Source organism: Azospirillum sp. Marseille-Q6669, from assembly GCF_965111635.1.
Map to the genome: position 1 here is coordinate 558,029 of NZ_CBCOOP010000001.1, position 17,017 is coordinate 575,045.

Annotated in this window: 18 protein-coding genes and 1 riboswitch; of the genes, 8 read left to right on the plus strand and 10 right to left on the minus strand. The window is 70.3% G+C overall.

All coding sequences use genetic code 11. The annotated features are described in order from the left end of the window. Together ACWPXE_RS02240 and ACWPXE_RS02245 are read right to left on the minus strand one after the other, a co-directional pair. Positions 1 to 786, minus strand: a complete 786-nt coding sequence (locus ACWPXE_RS02240; protein ID WP_454016514.1) for an SDR family oxidoreductase — start codon at positions 784 to 786, stop codon at positions 1 to 3. Between the two features lie 73 nt (positions 787 to 859). Further along, entirely contained in the window at positions 860 to 1,816 is a 957-nt protein-coding gene (locus ACWPXE_RS02245) for a DMT family transporter (protein WP_454016515.1), read from the minus strand. Positions 1,817 to 2,082: 266 nt separating this feature from the next. Between ACWPXE_RS02245 and ACWPXE_RS02250 the strand changes: the two genes are divergently transcribed. After that, on the plus strand, positions 2,083 to 2,265 hold the full coding sequence (locus ACWPXE_RS02250) for a hypothetical protein (RefSeq protein ID WP_183179120.1): 183 nt from the start codon (positions 2,083 to 2,085) through the stop codon (positions 2,263 to 2,265). Positions 2,266 to 2,273: 8 nt separating this feature from the next. Here ACWPXE_RS02250 and ACWPXE_RS02255 read toward each other — a convergent pair whose 3' ends face one another. The 3 genes from ACWPXE_RS02255 to ACWPXE_RS02265 all read right to left on the minus strand — a co-directional run bounded on the left by ACWPXE_RS02255 (position 2,274) and on the right by ACWPXE_RS02265 (position 4,709). Further along, positions 2,274 to 2,570 carry a DUF1289 domain-containing protein gene (locus tag ACWPXE_RS02255; RefSeq protein ID WP_454016516.1) on the minus strand — a complete coding sequence of 99 codons (297 nt, stop codon included), beginning with the start codon at positions 2,568 to 2,570 and terminating at the stop codon, positions 2,274 to 2,276. Positions 2,571 to 2,659: 89 nt separating this feature from the next. Beyond that, positions 2,660 to 3,004 (minus strand): hypothetical protein, encoded by a 345-nt coding sequence (locus ACWPXE_RS02260; RefSeq protein ID WP_454016517.1) that lies wholly within the window; start codon positions 3,002 to 3,004, stop codon positions 2,660 to 2,662. A gap of 16 nt (positions 3,005 to 3,020) precedes the next feature. After that, a complete protein-coding gene (locus ACWPXE_RS02265) occupies positions 3,021 to 4,709 on the minus strand; it encodes a methyl-accepting chemotaxis protein (RefSeq protein WP_454016518.1) in 1,689 nt (562 codons plus the stop codon). Between the two features lie 218 nt (positions 4,710 to 4,927). Beyond that, positions 4,928 to 5,074: riboswitch (yybP-ykoY riboswitch) on the plus strand. Between the two features lie 58 nt (positions 5,075 to 5,132). Between ACWPXE_RS02265 and ACWPXE_RS02270 the strand changes: the two genes are divergently transcribed. Then, on the plus strand, positions 5,133 to 5,696 hold the full coding sequence (locus ACWPXE_RS02270; protein ID WP_114856783.1) for a manganese efflux pump MntP: 564 nt from the start codon (positions 5,133 to 5,135) through the stop codon (positions 5,694 to 5,696). Positions 5,697 to 5,722: 26 nt separating this feature from the next. Here ACWPXE_RS02270 and ACWPXE_RS02275 read toward each other — a convergent pair whose 3' ends face one another. Further along, positions 5,723 to 6,148, minus strand: a complete 426-nt coding sequence (locus ACWPXE_RS02275) for a hypothetical protein (protein ID WP_454016519.1) — start codon at positions 6,146 to 6,148, stop codon at positions 5,723 to 5,725. A gap of 76 nt (positions 6,149 to 6,224) precedes the next feature. Next, entirely contained in the window at positions 6,225 to 6,593 is a 369-nt protein-coding gene (locus ACWPXE_RS02280) for a hypothetical protein (protein ID WP_454016520.1), read from the minus strand. A 279-nt stretch (positions 6,594 to 6,872) separates the two neighbouring features. On the opposite strand from ACWPXE_RS02280, the gene ACWPXE_RS02285 reads away from it, so the two are divergent. Then, entirely contained in the window at positions 6,873 to 7,562 is a 690-nt protein-coding gene (locus tag ACWPXE_RS02285; RefSeq protein WP_454016521.1) for an alpha/beta fold hydrolase, read from the plus strand. A gap of 52 nt (positions 7,563 to 7,614) precedes the next feature. On the opposite strand, the gene ACWPXE_RS02290 is transcribed toward ACWPXE_RS02285, so the two are convergent. Continuing rightward, a complete protein-coding gene (locus ACWPXE_RS02290; protein WP_247895996.1) occupies positions 7,615 to 7,926 on the minus strand; it encodes a hypothetical protein in 312 nt (103 codons plus the stop codon). A gap of 154 nt (positions 7,927 to 8,080) precedes the next feature. Between ACWPXE_RS02290 and ACWPXE_RS02295 the strand changes: the two genes are divergently transcribed. Both ACWPXE_RS02295 and ACWPXE_RS02300 read left to right on the plus strand, forming a co-directional pair. Beyond that, entirely contained in the window at positions 8,081 to 8,881 is an 801-nt protein-coding gene (locus ACWPXE_RS02295; protein WP_454016522.1) for a tellurite resistance TerB family protein, read from the plus strand. A 126-nt stretch (positions 8,882 to 9,007) separates the two neighbouring features. Next, on the plus strand, positions 9,008 to 9,601 hold the full coding sequence (locus ACWPXE_RS02300; protein ID WP_137142212.1) for an O-methyltransferase: 594 nt from the start codon (positions 9,008 to 9,010) through the stop codon (positions 9,599 to 9,601). 12 nt (positions 9,602 to 9,613) lie between these two features. On the opposite strand, the gene ACWPXE_RS02305 is transcribed toward ACWPXE_RS02300, so the two are convergent. Both ACWPXE_RS02305 and ACWPXE_RS02310 read right to left on the minus strand, forming a co-directional pair. Beyond that, complete coding sequence (locus ACWPXE_RS02305) at positions 9,614 to 13,024, minus strand: acyl-[ACP]--phospholipid O-acyltransferase (protein ID WP_454016523.1); 3,411 nt, start codon at positions 13,022 to 13,024, stop codon at positions 9,614 to 9,616. Between the two features lie 3 nt (positions 13,025 to 13,027). Further along, positions 13,028 to 13,609 (minus strand): TetR/AcrR family transcriptional regulator, encoded by a 582-nt coding sequence (locus ACWPXE_RS02310; RefSeq protein WP_454016524.1) that lies wholly within the window; start codon positions 13,607 to 13,609, stop codon positions 13,028 to 13,030. Positions 13,610 to 13,784: 175 nt separating this feature from the next. On the opposite strand from ACWPXE_RS02310, the gene ACWPXE_RS02315 reads away from it, so the two are divergent. The 3 genes from ACWPXE_RS02315 (at position 13,785) to ACWPXE_RS02325 (ending at position 17,007) form a co-directional block, all read left to right on the plus strand. Further along, complete coding sequence (locus ACWPXE_RS02315; RefSeq protein WP_454016525.1) at positions 13,785 to 14,957, plus strand: M20 aminoacylase family protein; 1,173 nt, start codon at positions 13,785 to 13,787, stop codon at positions 14,955 to 14,957. A gap of 209 nt (positions 14,958 to 15,166) precedes the next feature. Beyond that, on the plus strand, positions 15,167 to 16,492 hold the full coding sequence (locus tag ACWPXE_RS02320) for an NAD(P)/FAD-dependent oxidoreductase (RefSeq protein WP_454016526.1): 1,326 nt from the start codon (positions 15,167 to 15,169) through the stop codon (positions 16,490 to 16,492). Positions 16,493 to 16,494: 2 nt separating this feature from the next. Next, positions 16,495 to 17,007 (plus strand): L-2-amino-thiazoline-4-carboxylic acid hydrolase, encoded by a 513-nt coding sequence (locus ACWPXE_RS02325; RefSeq protein WP_035683038.1) that lies wholly within the window; start codon positions 16,495 to 16,497, stop codon positions 17,005 to 17,007. The last annotated feature ends 10 nt before the right edge of the window (positions 17,008 to 17,017 follow it).

Genomic DNA, 17,017 nt, shown 5'->3' on the forward strand with positions numbered 1-17,017 from the left:
TCAGCCGATCAGCAGGGACTCGGCACCGTCGATCCAGACGGGGGTGCCGGTGATGTGCTTCGACCGGTCGGACGCCAGGAACAGCGCCAGTTCCGCCACGTCGGCGCTGCTGCCCGGCTTGCCGCGGGTCAGCGGAATTTCGCCGTCCGGATACTCGGCGGCCTCTTCGGCCTTTTCGGTGTTGCGCGCCTGGGTGTTGTCCTGGATCGCGGTGTCGATCATCCCCGGACAGATGGCGTTGACGCGGATGCGGTGCTTGGCCAGTTCCAGCGCCAGCATCTGGACCATGGCGACCTGCGCGGCCTTGGTGCAGGAATAGGCGGTGGCGCCGGCGTTGCTGAACACCCGCGTGCCGTTGATCGAGGCGGTCACCAGCACCGACCCGCCGCCCGCCTTCTTCAGATGCGGCACCGCGTGGTGCAGCGTCAGGTAGGTGCCGCGCAGGTTGATGTTGATGGTGCGGTCCCATTCCTCCGGAGTCAGCTCGTCGATCGGCGCCCAGACGCCGTTGATGCCGGCGTTGGCGAAGACGATGTCCAGCCGCCCGTATTCCTGGACCAGCCGGTCCACCGCCCGCTTCACGGCCTCGCTGTCGGCGACGTCGGCGACCAGGGGGATGGCCCTGCCGCCCGCTGCGGTGATCTCCTCCGCCGTCTTGCGGATCTCGTCCTCGGTGCGGCTGAGCACGCCGACGCTCGCCCCGGCGCTGGCGAACAGGGTGGCGGACGCCTTGCCGATGCCCGACCCGGCCCCGGTGATGAGGGCGACTTTTCCGTTCAAATCCATGGTGAAACCGGCTCCGCTGCTTGTGCTGGGACAGCAGAGCCAACCGATGGCGGCCGGGCCGGTTCCCGTCTTTCTAGGCGCCCGCGGCGGGCGCGCGGCGGTTCACCAGCCAGATGCCGGCGCAGACCAGCAGCATCGCCGCGGCGAGGCTCGCGCTGACCCGCTCACCCAGCAGCAGGGCGCCGGACAGCACGCCGAACAGCGGCGTCAGGAAGGTGAAGGCCGACAGGCGGGCCGCCGGGTAACGGGCGACCAGCCAGAACCAGGCGAGGTAGGAGGCGAAGGCCACCACCACGATCTGGAAGGCGAGGCAGGCCAGGGCCAGCGGGCCGGGCGCGGTCACCCCCGCCTCCCCCATCAGAAGCGAGGCCACCGGCATCACCGCCCCAGACACGGCGAGCTGGTAGAACAGCACCTTGGTCGAGCTGGCGCGGACCAGCTTGCTGCCCTTGATGACCAGGGTGGTGGCCGCCCACAGCACCGCCGCCGCCAGCACCATCAGGTCGCCGATCATCTCGCGGTTCGTCGGCAGGCGCAGCCCGTCGGCGAAGGCCACCGCCACCCCGACGAAGGCGCAGGCCAGCCCGGCCGCCTGGACGCTGCGCATCCGCTCCCCCGGCAGCAGCAGATGTGCGCCGACCGACACCAGGAAGGGTGCTGTGTAGAGGAACAGTATGCTGCGCGACACCGTGGTGTAGGACAGCCCGGTGTAGATCAGCAGGAATTCGCCGGCGAACAGCGCACCGGCCAGCAGGCCCAGCCCCAGCGTGCCGTCCCGCTCGAACAGGCGCATGCCGCGCAGTGCCGCCCAGGCCCACAGCAGCGCCAGCGCGCCCAGCGAGCGCAGCCCGCCCTGGAGCACCGGCGAGAATCCGGTCATGGCGACCTTGATGGCGACCTGCTGCAAGCCCCAGAGCAGGCAGAGCAGGACCAGCGTGGCGGAGGCGGCGCCGTCCAGCTCCGCACGGCGTTCGGTCATGGCGATGGCGGTCATGATGATGGCTGCGGCGGCGCGGCGGTCCACCGCCATCCCCACCGCACGTCCTCCCGGTTTTTCTTCCTTCGACGTGCAGAATGGGACGGCGCCGAGAAGCCGGTCAACGAACGCCTGCGAAGGGCAGACCCGCGCGCGGGTCCGGTGGTCAGGGCGGACTTTTGTGCAATGCGGTAAGCAGGCATGCTCATAATGCGCAGCTCACCGCTGTCCCGAGGTTCATATTGAACGGGCAATCGATGGCGCCGCCTCTGCGGCATCCACCCCTTCCACAACAAATCAACACCGGAAAAGGAACGGACGTGATCCACAAGATCATGGACAAGATCGACCGCGTCATCGCCCAGAAACGCGAGAGCGGCGAGCTTGATGCTTGGCTTTCCAACGGCATGGCACGCCGTTACTGCCAGGAACTGACGGTTTCACAGAGGCACTATTATCCCGCCCTGCTGCTGTATGTGGAACGGCACGCCGGGATCGGTTGAGGCGGTGTTCACTCCGCCGCTTTGACGACCGGTCCCTCCAGTTCCGACCGGCGGGCGCGCAGGGTGGCGAGCTTGCCTTCCAGCTTGCGGATTTTCCTGTCGAGCTTCTTCGCCCGCTTGCCGTCTTTCTTGGAGACGGTGCCGCCGCGCGCGGCGATGCGGGCGTTGATCGCCGCCTTCGTCTCGTCCGGCAGGCGCTTCCAATGCCTCACCTCCGCGCGGGTGCGGAAGCAGCCCATGCAGCGGTCCGCCGCGTCGTAGCGGCAGAGCTTCGTGCAGGGATTGCGGGTGTCGTGCGTGCTCATAGCGCCATAGGATGGGTGCGGCAGGGCCGTTGGAAAAGCCCCGGCCGCCCCGTCCTGCGGACGATTCTCAAAAAGCGGGTCTCCGATCATCAGGGCGTCACGCGCCCGGACAGGCAGGAGGCCCGCCCCCGCCCGCCCCCCCCCCCCGCCGCGGCGCCGGCCCCCCCCCCCCCGCCATAGAGCGCGGCGGGAAGCGGCCGGCCGGTACCCCCGCCCTCCTTGCGGTGCCAGGACAGGATGCAGGAGCACACCCGCACCGCCGCCTCGGTGGAGCCGGTGTTCTGAGCCGCGAAGGGGCTGGCCTCGCAGGCCGCCAGGAAATCCCGGTTCGCGTCGGTCCGCCCACCGTCCGGCGGGTCGCCGCTGAAGACCAGCAACGCCGCCAGGGACGCGAAGAAGAAGACGAACAGCAGCAAACGCGGGTTGCGGAACACGGGCGGGACCCTCCCTTCAGGCCGAACGGATCTGCCGCAGGAACGCGCCGGCCTGCTCGCGCAGGGCCAGCGCCTGCCGGCCGAGGTCGGCGGCGGCGGAGCGCACCTCCGACGCCATGGTGCCGGTCTCGTGGGCGGAGGCCGACACGTCGCGGACGCTGTGGGTCACCTCCGACGTGCGGTCGGCGGCGCGCTGGACGCTGCGGGCGATCTCACCGGTGGTGGCGTTCTGGCGGTCGGCGGACCCGGCGATGCGGCCGACCAGATCGTTGACAGCGACCACCGTGCGCCCGATGCCGCCGATGGCCGTCACCGCACTGCCGGTCACCGCCTGGATCTCCGCGACCTGCTGGGCGATCTCGTCGGTCGCCTTGGCGGTCTGGTTGGCGAGCCCCTTCACCTCGTTGGCGACGACAGCAAAGCCCTTGCCGGCCTCCCCCGCCCGCGCCGCCTCGATGGTGGCGTTGAGCGCCAGCAGGTTGGTCTGCGCGGCGATGCTCTGGATCAGCGTCACCACCTCCCCGATCTTGCCGGCGGCGGCGGCGAGCCCTTCGACCGTGTGGTTGGTGCGCTCCACCTCCTCCACCGCGTTGCGGACCATGCGGGAGGACTCGTCAATCTGACGGGACACCTCGACGATGGAAGCCGTCAGTTCCTCGGTGGCGCCGGCCACGGTCCGCACGTCGTCACTGGCCTCGCCCGCCGCACCGCTGACCGCGGCGGCCCGCCCGCTGCTGCTCTCGGCGATGCCATGCAGGCGCTGGGCGTTGGATTCAAGCTGGGCCGTGGTGGCGCTCAGCGTCTCGACGACGCTCAGCATCGTCCCTTCGAAGTTGCGGGCGACCGACTCCAGCGCGTCGCGGCGGTCCCGCTCGGCGCGGGCGCGCTCCTCCGCCTGGGCGGCGTCGAGCCGGGCGACGCGCTGTGCGTTCTCCTTGAAGACGCTCAGCGCCCTGGCCATGCCGCCGATCTCGTCCTTGCGGCCGAGCGCCGGGATCTTAACCGACAGTTCCCCCGTCGCCAGCCGCTCCATGGCGCCGCGCATGGCGGACAGTGGTCGGAAGATGCGCCGCGACAGCAGCAGACTGCCGCCGGCCACCAGCAGCGTCACCACGGCGCCCAGCCCGCCGATCATCGTCTGGGTGTCGCGGATCGGGGCGAAGAATTCCGCCCTCGGCACACCGACATAGAGCACGCCGACCACCTTGCCCGAGCGGTCCTTGATCGGGTCGTAGGCGGTGTAGAAGGGAACGCCCAGGATGTCGGCCTGCCCGCGGTATGGCTCGCCCCGGACCAGCACCGAATCATAGACCGGTCCCTTGGCCAGCTTGGTGCCGACGGCGCGCCCGCCGTCCGGCTTCTGGACGTTGGTGGTGACCCGCGTGTCGCCCATGAACAGCGTGGCGGTGCCGCCGACCAGCGTCTTCACCCGGTCCACCGGCTCGAAGAAACCGTTCAGAGCCCGGTCGCCGGCATACAGCGTGCCGTCGCGAACGCTGATGTCACGCCCGTACTGGTTCAGCACGTCCCAGGCGACGCGCATGTTCGTTTCCTGCCGCTCGACCGCCATGCGCTCCGCGTAGCGGCTCAGCAACGTTTCGTTGACAGCGAAGGTGGCGCTCGTCAACACGACCAGCCCACCGACACACAGCGACACCGTCTTGCCCGAAAGCGACAGCGAGCCGACCCCCGTCAGCAACCCCATGGCGAACCCCCGCGCCCAATGATGCCCATTGAATCCGAGCGTTTCGTACCCCAACGAACCGCAGCGGAATAAAAGCGTCAGAGGCTCTTAACAAATCGTTCTGCGCTGCACCATGCCTCACCCGCGGCGGAGCGCGGCGCATCCTTTTTAGAGCGATTCAAATATATATGAACAGCTGTTCATATAGATTGACACCCAGACTCTCCGGCGTTAGGGTCCGCCCCGTCATTGGGGAGTAGCCACCCTCTAGCGAGAGGGGCGTGCGCCAACAGACTCGGGATCATCCTGCCTCAGGCGGTCCCGTGGTGCACGCGGCAGCCGGACAGAATCCGGCCGGTTCGGCAAGACCGATGGTGCGGATGTTCCCGAAGGCCAACCGGGGGTAGCCGTGCTGTCGTGTCCGTTTGGCCGGAGTTCGTTGCCATGCTCGGTGTGACCTCCCTCGTCCTCGCCGTCAGCCTTTCCATGGACAGCTTCGCCGCGGCGCTGGGCCGTGGTGCCGTTCAGAAGCGTCCGGGCCTGTCCGAGGCGTTGCGGGTCGGTTTCGCATTCGGCCTCTGCCAGCTCTCGATGGCCTCCATCGGCTGGGCGGTGGGTTCGGCCTTCGCCGGCTTCGTCCAGGCGGTGGATCACTGGATCGCCTTCGGCCTGCTGCTGCTGATCGGCGGCTCGATGATCCGGAACGCGCTCGCCGGGGAAGAGGACGACGAGGCTGCCGCCGCCCGCTCGGGCTGGCTGGCCCTGCTGACCGTGGCGGTGGCGACCAGCATCGACGCCAGCGCGGTGGGGGTCGGCCTCGCCATGGCGGACGTGAACATCGCGGTGACCGCCAGCCTGATCGGCGTGGTCACCTTCCTGATGGGCTTCGGCGGCGTCCTGCTGGGCCGGGCCGCCGGCCCGCTGCTGGGGCGCCGGGCGGAGCTGATCGGCGGCCTCGGCCTGCTCGCCATCGGCACCAAGATCCTGGTCGAGCACACCCTGCTGTAACGCCCAACCGTCAGCGGTCGCCGTCCTCAGGCGGCGACCGCGTGGATGGTGTGGCCGGCGGCGACGGCGGCCACCGTCTGGGCGAGCAGGCCCGGACGCTCCTGAACCCGGTCGCAGACCGCGCTGAAGTCGATGGACAGCGCCCGCTGCCCGCGGTCGCTCAATTCGCCGCAACGCCGCCCGGCGTGCTCCAGGGTCGCCACGGCGGCGCGGATGACCCCGGCCCCGATCTTCAACCGGCTGGCCCGTGCGGCCTCGGCGATGTGCGGCTCGTTCTGCGCCAGCCAGTGGGACAGCCCCTGCGCGGCCAGCGCGAATTCCCGCTCCAGCGCTGCCGGGTCGCACAGCACGGCACCGTTGGGCAGATGGAGCCGGCCATTGGCCGATGGGAGCGACAGCGCCGCCGCGATGATCGCGGAGGCCAGTTCCTGCCCGGAAAAGGGCGTCGTCATACAATCAATCATCATGCAAGCGTTCATCGGTTCGCTCTCCAGCAGGACCCGGCGCCCACTCAGCGCACGGACAATGTCAGGGCACGGACAATTGCGCGCGGGCCATGCCACCGTGCAGCGTGTCGAAGCAGACCACGCACTCCGGCGAGTCGGCGATGTAGGCCAAAACGTCCGCATAGGGGCCGTCGATGTGGATGAGTTCCGCCCCGCGATCCTCCGCCGGCCCCCGGCTGTGGGTGATCGTCAGCATGTCCATGCGCGGGCCGCGCCCGCCGGTGGTCGCCGCCAGCACCGCGGCCCGCTGCCGATGATCAGAAAGGCGATGATCGGACGGCCGATGATCGGGGCGCAGGGCGACCACGACGCCGGCGGGAGCGGCATCGTCGACACCGCGGACGGCGTTCGGGCGGCTTCCGGGACGGACGGCGGAAAGGGTCTTGACCATGGCTCACCTCAAGGGCTCGGGCTGGCGATACGGACGGATTGGCTTGGCGGAAGGGGCGGACAATCGCTCCGCCTCACTGTTGGTATACCGTATCCCAGAACAATCTTAGCCTCAAGGACGATTTTGCGAAATTTTCATCCCGCTCCGCAGCAAGACACCGTTTGCCCCCAGAGTCCGGGCGGCTTTTCCGCAGGGAGGAAAAGCGGAGGCTCCACGCTGGACAGGCGGGCGCGGGCGTGCTCAGAGGATAGGGTCGGTCACTGTCACGGGAATCGGTCCATGGACCCAGTCGCCACTTCCGTCATCCTCGTCCACGGCGCCTTCGCGGACGGCTCCGCCTGGAGCCGCGTGATCCCCCTGCTCCAGGCCCAGGGGCTGGAGGCGATCGCCGTGCAGAATCCGCTGACCTCGCTGGACGAGGATGTCGCCCACGTCCAGCGCGCCATCGACCGCGCCAAGGGGCCGGTGGTGCTGGTCGGCCATTCCTGGGGCGGGGCGGTGATCACCCAGATCGGGAATCAGGACAAGGTGAAGGCGCTGGTCTATGTGGCGGCCTTCGCGCCGGGGATCGACCAGTCGCCGAACGACACGCTGAAGCCTTTCCCGCCCTCGCCCGGCCTGTCCAGCGTGTCGATGGACCGCGCAGGCTATCTGCATTTGTCGGCGGAGAGTCTGGCGGCGAACTTCGCCCAGGATGTGCCGGCGGCGGAGGCGGCGCTGCTGGCCGCGACGCAGGGGCCGGTCCATGCCGGCTGCTTCCGCACGCGGGTGACCGCCGCGGCGTGGGAGCACAAGCCGTCCTGGTACGTCGTCGCCAGCGAGGACCGGATGCTTCCCCCGGCCTTCCTGCGGGCGACCGCCGAGCGCATCGGCGCGCGGACGGTGGAGGTCGAGGCCAGCCACATCCCGCACGCCTCCCGGCCCGACGCGGTGGCGGCGGTGATCATCGAGGCGGCGGGCGCCCGCTGACGGGCACCCGACCGCCTCGCAATCACGATTTCAGGGGCACGGAATCACGGCATCATCCGGCGGCGCAGCAACAGACGGGCTCCGGATCGGATTCGTCATCGTTCGCGGCGACGCAGCCGTGCGCCGTGCCCAGCAGGCGGTGAAGATAATCGTTCCACAGCGACCCGCAAGCCGGGGCCGGCAACGGCGGAGCGAACGGCGTCGGCGATAGGTCCAGCGGAGGCGGTTCCGCGTGCCGGTCGAAGTTCATGGGCGTCTCCTCCAAAATGCCACCCGCCGATCGGCGGGCGTCGGCGCTTGCTGCGCTCTGATGCGCGCCACGATAGCGGAAGTCGGTGTCCTGCACAGCCTGTTCGAAAGCCACCCCACCTCCGGCATAGAGGCCGTCATAGGAGATGGATCGGCGGGCATGACCCATCATCGGCACCGATAGCTATGCCGTGACGCCAAGCCCTCCCGCCTGTTGATGGGGCGCGAAGCCGCATCGACACGGACACCGATTAGGAGAGAGGCGCGTCATGGCGAATCTTCAGAACATCCTCGGCACCCTTCTGGCGACCGGCATGGGAGGGCACAGCCGCAGGAGCCCGCAGGATCTGGGGTCGATCCTGAACCGGTCAGGGATGGGCTCAGGATCGGCGATGCACGCCCGCAGCGGAATGGGCGTCGGCCCCATGGCCGGGCTGGGCGCGCTGGCCTACCTCGCCTACCGCGCCTATCAGGAGCGGCAGCAGAATATGCCGTCATCAGGGCAGCCTTCCTCCGGGCAGCCGGGCGCCAGCCCGTGGGGGGCGCCGCCGTCCGGCTCGGGCAGCACGCCGGGGGGCATCCTGGGCGGTATCCTCGGGGGGGCCGGCGCTTCCGGCGGCGGGTCGCTGGGCGAGCGGCTGTCCCAGGTCTTCCAGCAGCGCACCGCTCCCCCGCCCGACGCCGCCCCGTCGGGATCGGGCGAAGGTGCGTTCCCGGAACTCGCCATGGAAGACCAGCACGCCCTGCTGCTGATCCGCGCCATGATCGCCGCCGCCAACGCCGACGGCGAAATTTCCCCGGCCGAGCGCCAGCGCGTCATGTCCGCCCTGGACGAGGCGGGCGGCGGGCCGGAGGAGCGGCGGATCGTGGAGCAGGAACTGTCCCAGCCGCAATCGCTCGACACGCTGGTCCGCTCCGTCACCGATCCGGACATGGCGGAGCAGGTCTATCTGGCCTCGCTGATGGCGGTGGACCGCGATCATGAGGCGGAACGCGCCTATCTCACCTACCTCGCCACCCGCCTGAAGATCGCCCCGCAACGCGCTGAACAGCTCAACCAGGCGGCGTGACGTTTCCCGTCGCGAAACCCTCTCCCGCACCCGGCGGGAGAGGGTTTTTTGTCGTCCACGCTCTTGACGCTGCGGCCACACTCGGCGCAGGGTCTTGTCCCACTCTCCGCCACCGGGACCAACACCATGCTGCTGGATGACGCCGTCGACCGCGTGCTCCGCGATCTCGAAAGCTACGGGCGCGACAACGACGCGCGCGAGGGCGACCGTGCCCGCAAGATGCTGAATCTGGAACGCGAGACGGCGGAGCTTCTGCACATCCTGGTGCGCAGCGGGCGCCGCCGGCGGGTGCTGGAGATCGGCACCTCCAACGGCGTCAGCACCCTGTGGCTCGCCGCGGCGTTGCAGGCCATCGGCGCAACGGACCCGCTGACCAGCATCGAGCGCGATCCGGGCAAGAGCGCCCAGGCCGCCACCAACCTGGAGCGCGCGGGGCTGGCCAGCCGCGTCACCCTTCTGGTCGGCGACGCGACGGAGACGGTGGCGGGGCTGGACGGCCCCTTCGACTGCGTGTTCTTCGACGCCGACCGCTGGAGCGCCCCGGAGCAGCTTCGCCTTCTGCTGCCGAAGCTGGAGCCGGATTGCCTGTTGCTGGCCGACAATGCCCTGTCGCACCCGCAGGAGATCGCCGGCTACATCGCGGCGGTGGACGCCCTGCCCGGCTTCGGCTCCACCATCTTCCCGGTGGGCAAGGGGCTGCACGTCGCCTGCCGCCCCTGACCCCGCCGGTCGTCAGGCGGTCTCGCTCGCCAGCATCTCGGCGGCCAGCCGGCTGACGGCCGGGTAGTCGGTCTTGCCGGTGCCGAGCAGGGGGATCGTCTCCACCCGCAGCACGTCGCGGGGAATGGCGATTTCCGGCGCGCCCTTGGCCTTGGCGGCCGCTGTCAGCGCGTCGCGGGTCAGACCGTCGCCCGTGGTGACCAGCACGATCCGCTCGCCGCGCCGGGCGTCCGGCAGGGCGATGGCGGCGTGGGTGGCGTCGGGATCGGCCTGGAGGGCCAGCTCCTCGACCAGCCCCAGCGGGACCATCTCGCCGGCCACCTTGGCGAAACGCTTGACGCGCCCGACGATGCGGATGAAGCCGTCGGCGTCGATGTCCACGATGTCGCCGGTGTCGTGCCAGCCGTCCTCCGGCGGCTCCACCACGCCGGGGTTGTCGGCGCGCATGTAGCCCTTCATCACGTTCGGCCCGCGCACCCGCAGCCGCCCGCCCACCGGCACGCCGGGAACCGGCAGCAGCTCCGTCTCGATGCCCGGCAGGGCCTGCCCGACCGTGCCGGGGCGGAAGCGGGCCGGCGTGTTGACCGCGATCACCGGGGAGGTCTCGGTGGTGCCGTAGCCCTCCAGCAGATGCACGCGCAGCCGTTCCGTGTAGGTGCGGCGCGTCTCCTCCTGCAGCCGCTCGGCCCCGGCGAAGACCAGCCGCAGCGAGCGGAAGTCGTAGGGGTCCGCCGCCCGCGCCCAGGCGTTCAGGAAGAAGTCCGTGCCGAACAGCACCGTGGCGTTGGTCTGGTAGACCAGCTCCGGAATCAGCCGGACGTGGCGCGGGTTGGGGTAGAGCACCGTCTTCACCCCGTTCAGGATCGGCAGCAGCATCCCGCCGAGCAGCCCGAAGGAATGGAAGACCGGCAGGCAGTTGAACACCACGTCCTGCCGCGTGAAGTCGACCACGGAGGCCACCTGCGCCATGTTGGCGAGCAGGTTGTCGTGGGTCAGCGCCACGCCCTTGGGCGGCCCCTCCGACCCCGAGGTGAAGAGGATTGCCGCCACGTCGTCCGGCTGGCCTTGTTCCGGCAGGAAGCGCTCCGGCGCCACCGAGGCGGCCAGGGCGCGCAGCTTGTCGCCGATGCCCAGACCGCGCTTCACGTCCTCCAGATAGACGATGCTGTGCTCGGCGGCCAGCGCCTCCACCAGCGGGCCGAGCCGCCCCATCTCCACGAAGCGGGCCGAAGTGACGATCCGGCGCAGCCCGGCGGCACGGCAGGCCGCCTTGACGGCCTCCGCCCCGGCGGTGAAGTTCAGCATCGCCGCTGGCCGCCCATGGGCCGCCAGCCCGAAGAACACCGCCGCGGTCGGCGAGGCGGTCGGCAGCAGCACGCCCACCGCCTCCCCCGGTTCGGTGCCGCGGGCCAGGATGCGGCCAAGCACCAGGGAACGCGCGGTCAGGGCGCGGTAGGACAGTGTGGTGAAGTCGCCGTCCTGAACCGCCGCCTTGCCCCAGCCGGTCTTCCGCCCGGCCTCCAGCAGGGCGAGCGCCAGCGTGTCGGGCCGCTGCCCGGCGGCGAAGACGGTCTCCGTCATGACGCGCGACAGCCAGGACTTCAGCGCCGCCCGCCGCTTCTTGCCGGCCAGCCCGGTCACGTCCGGGGTGGCGACCGGCGGCATGACCGTGATGGTGATCCGCGGGAACAGGCCCAGCCGCAGCCGCCCGTGCATCCGCGACAGGATGGAGCGCTGCGCGCCCTCGATGCAGACCGGCACGATGGGGCAGCCCGCCTTGTCGGCCAGCATGCCGGGACCGCCGTTGATCTTCATCAGCGAGCCGGTGACGGTGATCCGCCCCTCCGGGAAGATGCAGATCTTGTGGCCCTCGGCCAGGGTGCGGGCGAGCAGGCGCGTGCCCATCGGCTTGGTCGGGTCTATGGTCACATGGTCGGCCAGCGCCAGGAAGGGCTTGGCCCAGGCCTGCTGCGCGATGAAGCTGTCCACCGCGAAGCGCATGCCCGGCAGGAAGGCGGCGAGCAGCGCGCCGTCCAGGAAGGACTGGTGGTTCGGCGTGACGACCGCCGCCCCCTCCAGCCGCTCCAGATGCTCCGCCCCGCGCAGCTCGACGCGGAAGGCCAGCCGGAAGAAGGCGCGGGCCAACGCCCGCCCCATGCCCACCGCGTCGATGGCGAGCGCCAGGACGACGGCGGCCAGCATGCTCGCCCCGCCCCAGGCGGCGACGGTCAGCGGCGTGACGCCCAGCGCCAGCATGGCCGCCGCGACGCCCGAGCCGACCACCATGAACAGCGCGTTGACCACGTTGGCCGCCGCGATCACCCGCGCACGGGCCGAGGGTGCGGCCCGGTGCTGGATCAGCGCGTAGAGCGGCACGGCGAAGGCGCCGCCCGCCGCGGCGATCAGGAACAGGTCGGCCAGCAGAGGCATCGCCCAGGGCTGGGCCAGCAGGGCCAGCGCCGACAGCGGCTCCGCCGACGGGGTGTCGGGCGTCAGGAAGGGCAGCGCCGCCCCGGCCAGCGCCGCGACAAGGCCCGCCAGGGCGGCACGCCGCGCGTCGGCGCGCGACGGCACCCGGTGCCCCAGCCCGGCGAACACGGAACCGACCGCCACGCCCACGGCGAAGACCGCCAGCAGCAGGGTCGCCCCCTCGCTGTCGGTGCCCAGCGTTTCCCGCGCAATGGCCGGGAACTGCGCCATGACGACCGCGCCGACGCCCCAGAAGACCGAGATGCCGTAGATCGCCAGCATCGACACGCGGTCCTGCGCGGTGGCGCGCAGAACGCACAGGGTGACCGACACCGGATTCAGCCCGACACGCACCGTCCGGTCGGCGTTGCCCGCCCGCGGGATCAGCAGCGACGCCGCCAGCCCGCCCAGCGCCGTCGCCCCGAGCAGCCCCGGAAGCGCCAGCGGATGGGCCAGCGCCAGCGAGCCGCCGGCAATGGTGCCCAGCAGGATCGCCACGAAGGTCCCCGCCTCCACCAGACCGTTGCCGGCGGTCAGCTCCTCCGGCTTCAGCAAATCGGGAAGCAGCCCGTACTTGACCGGCCCGAAGACGGTGGAATGGGCGCCCATGCCGACCAGCGCGACGATCAGCACGCCGAGGTCGGCGCGCAGGATGCCCCAGGCGGCGATCGCCATCAGGCCGATCTCCGCGACCTTCACGGCGCGGGCGATCAGCGTGCGGTCGAACCGGTCGGCCAGCTGGCCGGCGGTCGCCGAGAACAGCAGGAAGGGCACGGTGAAGGCCGCCGCGGCGAGCGTCGAGATCAGCGCGCCGTCGCCCGCCGTCCCCGCCATGCCGTAGACGGCCAGCACCGCGATGGCGCCGCGCAGCACATTGTCGCCGAAGGCGCCGAGGAACTGCGTCACGAACAGCGGCAGGAAGCGCCGCGTGGCGAGAAGGCCGACTTCGCTCATGCTTCAGGCTCCCTTTCCAGTGGACAGGCCGCGCAGCAGCGCGTCGGCGACCGTGTCGGCCAGCGTGCCGAGCGGCGCCATCTGCCGTCCGTAAACGTGCGACTGGATGTTGAGGACGATGGCGCCGATGACGGTGTGGGCCAGCGCCTCGCGGTCGGCATCGACGATGCTCCCCTCCGCGATGCCGTCGCCGACGATGGCGCAGACCACGTCCACCGGGGTCTCCAGCCCGTCTGGAACCAGCGGCAGAGCGTCGTGCTGCGACAGCAGGAGGAAGCGCGCGCGGTCCGGCGCCGCCTCGACCAGCCCGAAAGCCCAGGCGACGACGCGGCGCAGCCGCTGCGGCGCCGGGCCGCTCCCCGCCGCCGCGCGCAGGTCATGCGACAGGGCGGTGTATTCGGCGGCGAACAGGGCGGCGGCAAGCTCCTCCTTGCTGGCCCAATGGCGGTACAGCGCCCCCTCCGACACCCCGGCGGCGCGGGCGATGTCCTTGATGGTGGTCGCCTTCACCCCCTTCTGGGCGAACAGCGCGATGGCGGCGTCCCGGACCTTGTTGCGTGCGTCGATGCGGGCGTCTTTGGACATGGCGTTCCCGTTCGTGGCGTTCATTATGAGTGAACGTTCACTCACATCCTGCACGGAACTGGACCGCCCTGCAAGGGTGATGTGACGGCACCGCATCGTCACACGCTTTGCACGGCGGGTGTTTTTTTGGGCAAGATCATTCGCACACACTCATGAAACACAGGGAACCAGGGACATGGTGAGGACGATCGACGGGACGGAGGCGCTGACGGCCGACATGACCGCGTGGCGGCGCGACCTGCACGCCCACCCGGAAACGGCCTTCGAGGAGGAGCGGACCAGCGATTTCGTGGCGGAGAAGCTGGCCTCCTTCGGGCTGGAGGTTCATCGCGGCCTCGCCAAGACCGGCGTGGTCGGCGTTTTGCGCAACGGCGAGGGACCGGCGGTCGCCTTCCGCGCCGACATGGACGCCCTGCACATCCACGAGCAGACCAACCTGCCCCACGCCTCGCGCAATCCGGGGCGGATGCACGCCTGCGGGCATGACGGGCACACGGCGATGCTGCTGGGCGCGGCGCGCCACCTGTCGGCGCATCCCAACTTCCAGGGCACCATCGCCTTCGTCTTCCAGCCCGCGGAGGAGAACGAGGGCGGCGGGCGTGTGATGGTCGAGGAGGGGCTGTTCGAGAAGTTCCCCGTCGAGCAGGTCTACGGCATGCACAACTGGCCGGGGCTGGAGGTCGGCAAGATCGCGCTGCGCCCCGGCCCCATCATGGCCGCCTACGACATCTTCGAGCTGACCCTGACCGGCAAGGGCACCCACGCCGCCATGCCCCATCTGGGCACCGACACGATCCTGGCCGGCACCCAAATCGTCAACGCCTGGCAGACCATCGCCAGCCGCAGCGTGCATCCGGTCGATTCCGCCGTGGTCAGCGTCACGCAGTTCCACGCGGGCGATACGTGGAATGTCCTTCCGGCCACCGCCGTCCTGCGTGGAACCACCCGCACCTTCCGCAAGGAGGTGCAGGACATGGTGGAGCGCCGCATGGGCGAACTGGCGAAGGCCATCGCCACCGGCTTCGGGGTCGAGGCGGAGATGCGCTACGAGCGTCGCTACCCGTCGACGGTGAACGAGGCCGGGGCGACCGAGCTGGCCCGCCGCGCCGCCGCCGGCGTCGTCGGCGAATCGGGGCTGGACCTGGACCCGATGCCCAGCATGGGCGCTGAGGATTTCGCCTTCATGCTGCAACAGCGGCCGGGCTGCTACGTCTGGGTCGGCGCCGGGCCGTCGGACGGCGGTCGCAACCTGCACAGCCCGCATTACGACTTCAACGACGCGGTCCTGCCCATCGGCCTCAGCTATTGGGTGCGGCTGGCCGAAACGGTGCTGCCGCGCGCGGCGTGACGGCGGACGAAATCCCCTCTCCCCGGAGGGGAGAGGATTACAAAGGCCACCGCGTTCATTCCAGCGCCCTTGTACAAACCATTCCTATCTCCCTATGGTTTGTGTATGAAACAGGAAAATTACCGCGTCCTCTCCATGGTAATTGCCCGAGTATGCAATTTGTCCCATGATCGGGCCGATTTCACCCGACAGACGTGGGACAAGGCACGGTGAAGGCGATAGAGAAGAAGACCGGTGTTCCTGGAACCGGCGGCATCTGGCAGCGGCCCGACTCTCTTTGGGAGGCCACGGCCCCGCTGCCGCCGGCCCTTCCGGTGCTCGAACACGCGGTGGACACCGACCTGCTGGTCATCGGCGGCGGCTTCACCGGCCTGTCGGCGGCCCTGCACGCCGCCGAATCGGGCAAGCGCGCCGTCGTCCTGGAGGCGTCGGAGATCGGGCGCGGCGCGTCCGGGCGCAACAACGGGCAGGTCATCCCGACCCTGACCCGCCCCGACCCCGAGGATCTGGTCGCCAAGTTCGGGCCGGAGCGGGGCGAGCGCTTCGTCGCGCTGATCCGCGACAGCGCCGAAACCCTGTTCGCCCTGATTCGCCGCCTGGGCATCGACTGCGCGGCCGAGCAGACCGGCTGGGTGCAGCCGGTTCATTCGCCGGGCCGCATCGCCATCGCCGAACGGCGGGCGAAGCAGTGGGGCAGCCGGGGCGCTCCGGTGGAGTTGCTCGACCGCGCCGCCGTCTCGGCCTTGCTGGGCACCGACGCCTACTATGGCGGCTGGATGAACCGCAGCGGCGGCCACATCAACCCGCTGGCCCTGGCCCGCGGGCTGGCCGGCAAGGCGGTGGAGGCTGGCGCGTCGGTCTTCATCAACTCGCCGGTCCTGTCGGTGGAGCGGCGCGGCGACCGCTGGGTCGCCCGCACGCCGGACGGCACGGTGACCGCTCACGCCCTGGTGCTGGGCACCAACGGCTACGCCGCCGCTGTCTTTCCGGAGGTCCGGACGGAGGTCGTCCCCGTCCTGTCCTGGCAGATGGCCACCCAGCCGCTGGACGAGGCGCAGCGGCGCAGCATCCTGCCCGGCCGTCAGGCCATGTCAGACACCCACGGCGACCTGCGCTTCATGCGCTACACCTCCGACCACCGGCTGGTCAGCGGCGGCGCGCTGCTCGTCCCCGTCGACGGGGCCGACCGGCTGCGCCGAATCGTCGGCCTGCGGCTGGCTTCCATGTTCCCCACGCTGCGCGGGCTGCGGTTCGACCATGTGTGGAACGGGCGGATCGCCATGACCACCGACTACACCCCGCGCGTCCACCAGCTCGGCCCCAACGCCTTCACTTGGGCGGGCTGCAACGGGCGCGGAGTCGCCCTGTCCGTCTCACTGGGACGGGAGCTGGCCTACGCGGCGCTGGGCCGCGATCCGGCGGAGCTGGCGCTGCCGCTGACCGAGCCGCGCCCCCTGCCCTTCAACGACCTGCTGCAACGCATCGGGCCGTTCAAACTCCTGCAATACCGCTGGAACGACATCCGGGATATCTGACGATGACTGAAGACACCAAGCCGCCTGCCGCCCCGGACCACGCCACGCAGCTCCGCAACGCCTACGCCATGCGGGCCGCGTCCTACGCCCATATGTTCGACGTGCTGCGCGAGCGCTATGGCACCGAGACGGCGCTGGACATCGGGCGCGAGGCGACCCGCCGCCTGGGCGAGGCGATGGGGGTGAAGTACGCGGCGCACGGTCCCGACGACCTCGCCGGCCTGTGCCACGCCTTCCTCGACGGGATCCCGAACCGCGATTCCATGTTCGCGCCGGAGATCAAGCGCTGCGACGGCGACGCGCTGGAGATCCATTTCCACCGCTGCCCCCTGAAGGAGGCGTGGCAGGCCCAGGGCAAGTCCGACGAAGATCTGGAGCTGCTCTGCAACATGGCCGGCGCCATCGACGGAGGCCTGTTCGAGGCGGCGGGCTTCGTCTTCCGCGGCGAAACCTGGAAGCCCGGCGATGAAGGCTGTTGCCGCCTGAAGGTCCTGCCCGGCCCCAAGGCCGCCTGATCCGTCGAGT